This window comes from Pseudoduganella danionis (assembly GCF_009720775.1).
Lineage (GTDB): Bacteria > Pseudomonadota > Gammaproteobacteria > Burkholderiales > Burkholderiaceae_D > Rugamonas > Rugamonas danionis.
The window spans coordinates 1-1,288 of the sequence record NZ_WNKW01000024.1; the positions used below are offsets into that span (position 1 = coordinate 1).

Genomic DNA, 1,288 nt, shown 5'->3' on the forward strand with positions numbered 1-1,288 from the left:
ACCAGAGCAAGCTCCGTGCTGCCGTTCGACTTGCATGTGTAAGGCATGCCGCCAGCGTTCAATCTGAGCCAGGATCAAACTCTTCAGTTTAATCTCTGTTTGTTTGCGATTTCTCGCACCGTTATTTCTAACGGGTCGCTCACTCAAAATACTGACAGTTCGCTTCTTTTACGAAGCGTCCTATTTCATTACTTCTTGTGAACATTTGATATTTTTTAAGTATCACGAAGACTGGCTTCGTGTGCACTTTCATCAAACGTCCACACTTATCGACTGTGAATTTTTAAAGAACTTTTCTTTGGTACTGCTTGCTGCGTTTCGACAAATCGTTTTGTTTGTCAGCAGCAGAGAAGTGAGATTATGGGGCATCTCACATATCTCGTCAAGTCCCCCATCTATCCAATTTGATTTTACTTACGCACGCGCCAAACTTGTTTTTGCGGTCAAATCATTAAGCTTGTATAAAAAATAACTAGATACTATTATTTATCGTGCGACAAGTTCGTTACGGTTGCTTGTCGCAAAAGGGTAAAACTATCATCCTGCCGGCCGGCTGCAACCGCCTGGCCGGATATTTCATCAAGGAATCCTATGCAGACATTAGCAATTAGATCTTCCTTCGCCGCCTTACTCGGCCTCGCGGTCGCACTTCCAGCATTTGCCAGCGACCCGTTCGAACCTGGCGTCTATGCGGGAGTCAATCTTGGCCGGGCAAGTATTTCATCCAAATATGTTGAGAGTGGTCATGACGCCACGGGCGGGTTTGCCATTGGGTATCAGATGACACCCAACCTCGGCGCGGAAGTTTTTGCCAGCACACTAAGCTTCGATCCATTCAAAGGATTACTGGCCGCGCCAGGAAATTATCCCGACAGTCATATTGGTGTTGCGGTATTGGGCTCTATTCCGCTCAGCGATCAGTTCAGCCTATACGGACGCCTCGGCATAGGTCGCACCAAAATGCCATCAACCCGAACTTCTTTGCCAACCACCCACGAGACTGATCCAAGCATAGGTATAGGCGCCAGCTATGCAATCAGCCGCCAATGGTCAGTCAACCTGGAGGCTACTCGACTAACTAAAACAGAGGTGAACTTGCTGTCGGCGGGCCTGCGCTTCCAGTTCTAAAGCCATGCTTCTCGCTCTGCATATCGGAGCGCACAAAGCAAAAAACCCCCAACGGCCAAAAGGCTGAAGGGGGTTTTTCTTAATAACTAGCTTGACGATAACCTACTTTCACACTGGTTGCAGCACTATCATCGGCGCAGAGTTGTTTCACGGTCCTGTT

The 1,288-nt window shown here is 48.0% G+C and carries 1 protein-coding gene and 1 rRNA gene; one reads left to right on the forward strand and one right to left on the reverse strand.

Annotation, left to right across the window (positions count from 1 at the left end; translation table 11 throughout):
* A 16S ribosomal RNA gene (locus tag GM655_RS22475) occupies positions 1-90 on the reverse strand; the annotation flags it as partial.
* Positions 91-591: 501 nt separating this feature from the next.
* On the opposite strand from GM655_RS22475, the gene GM655_RS22480 reads away from it, so the two are divergent.
* The gene (locus tag GM655_RS22480; protein WP_155436884.1) at positions 592-1,128 is read left to right on the forward strand and encodes a porin family protein; all 537 of its coding nucleotides are present in this window, start codon (positions 592-594) and stop codon (positions 1,126-1,128) included.
* The last annotated feature ends 160 nt before the right edge of the window (positions 1,129-1,288 follow it).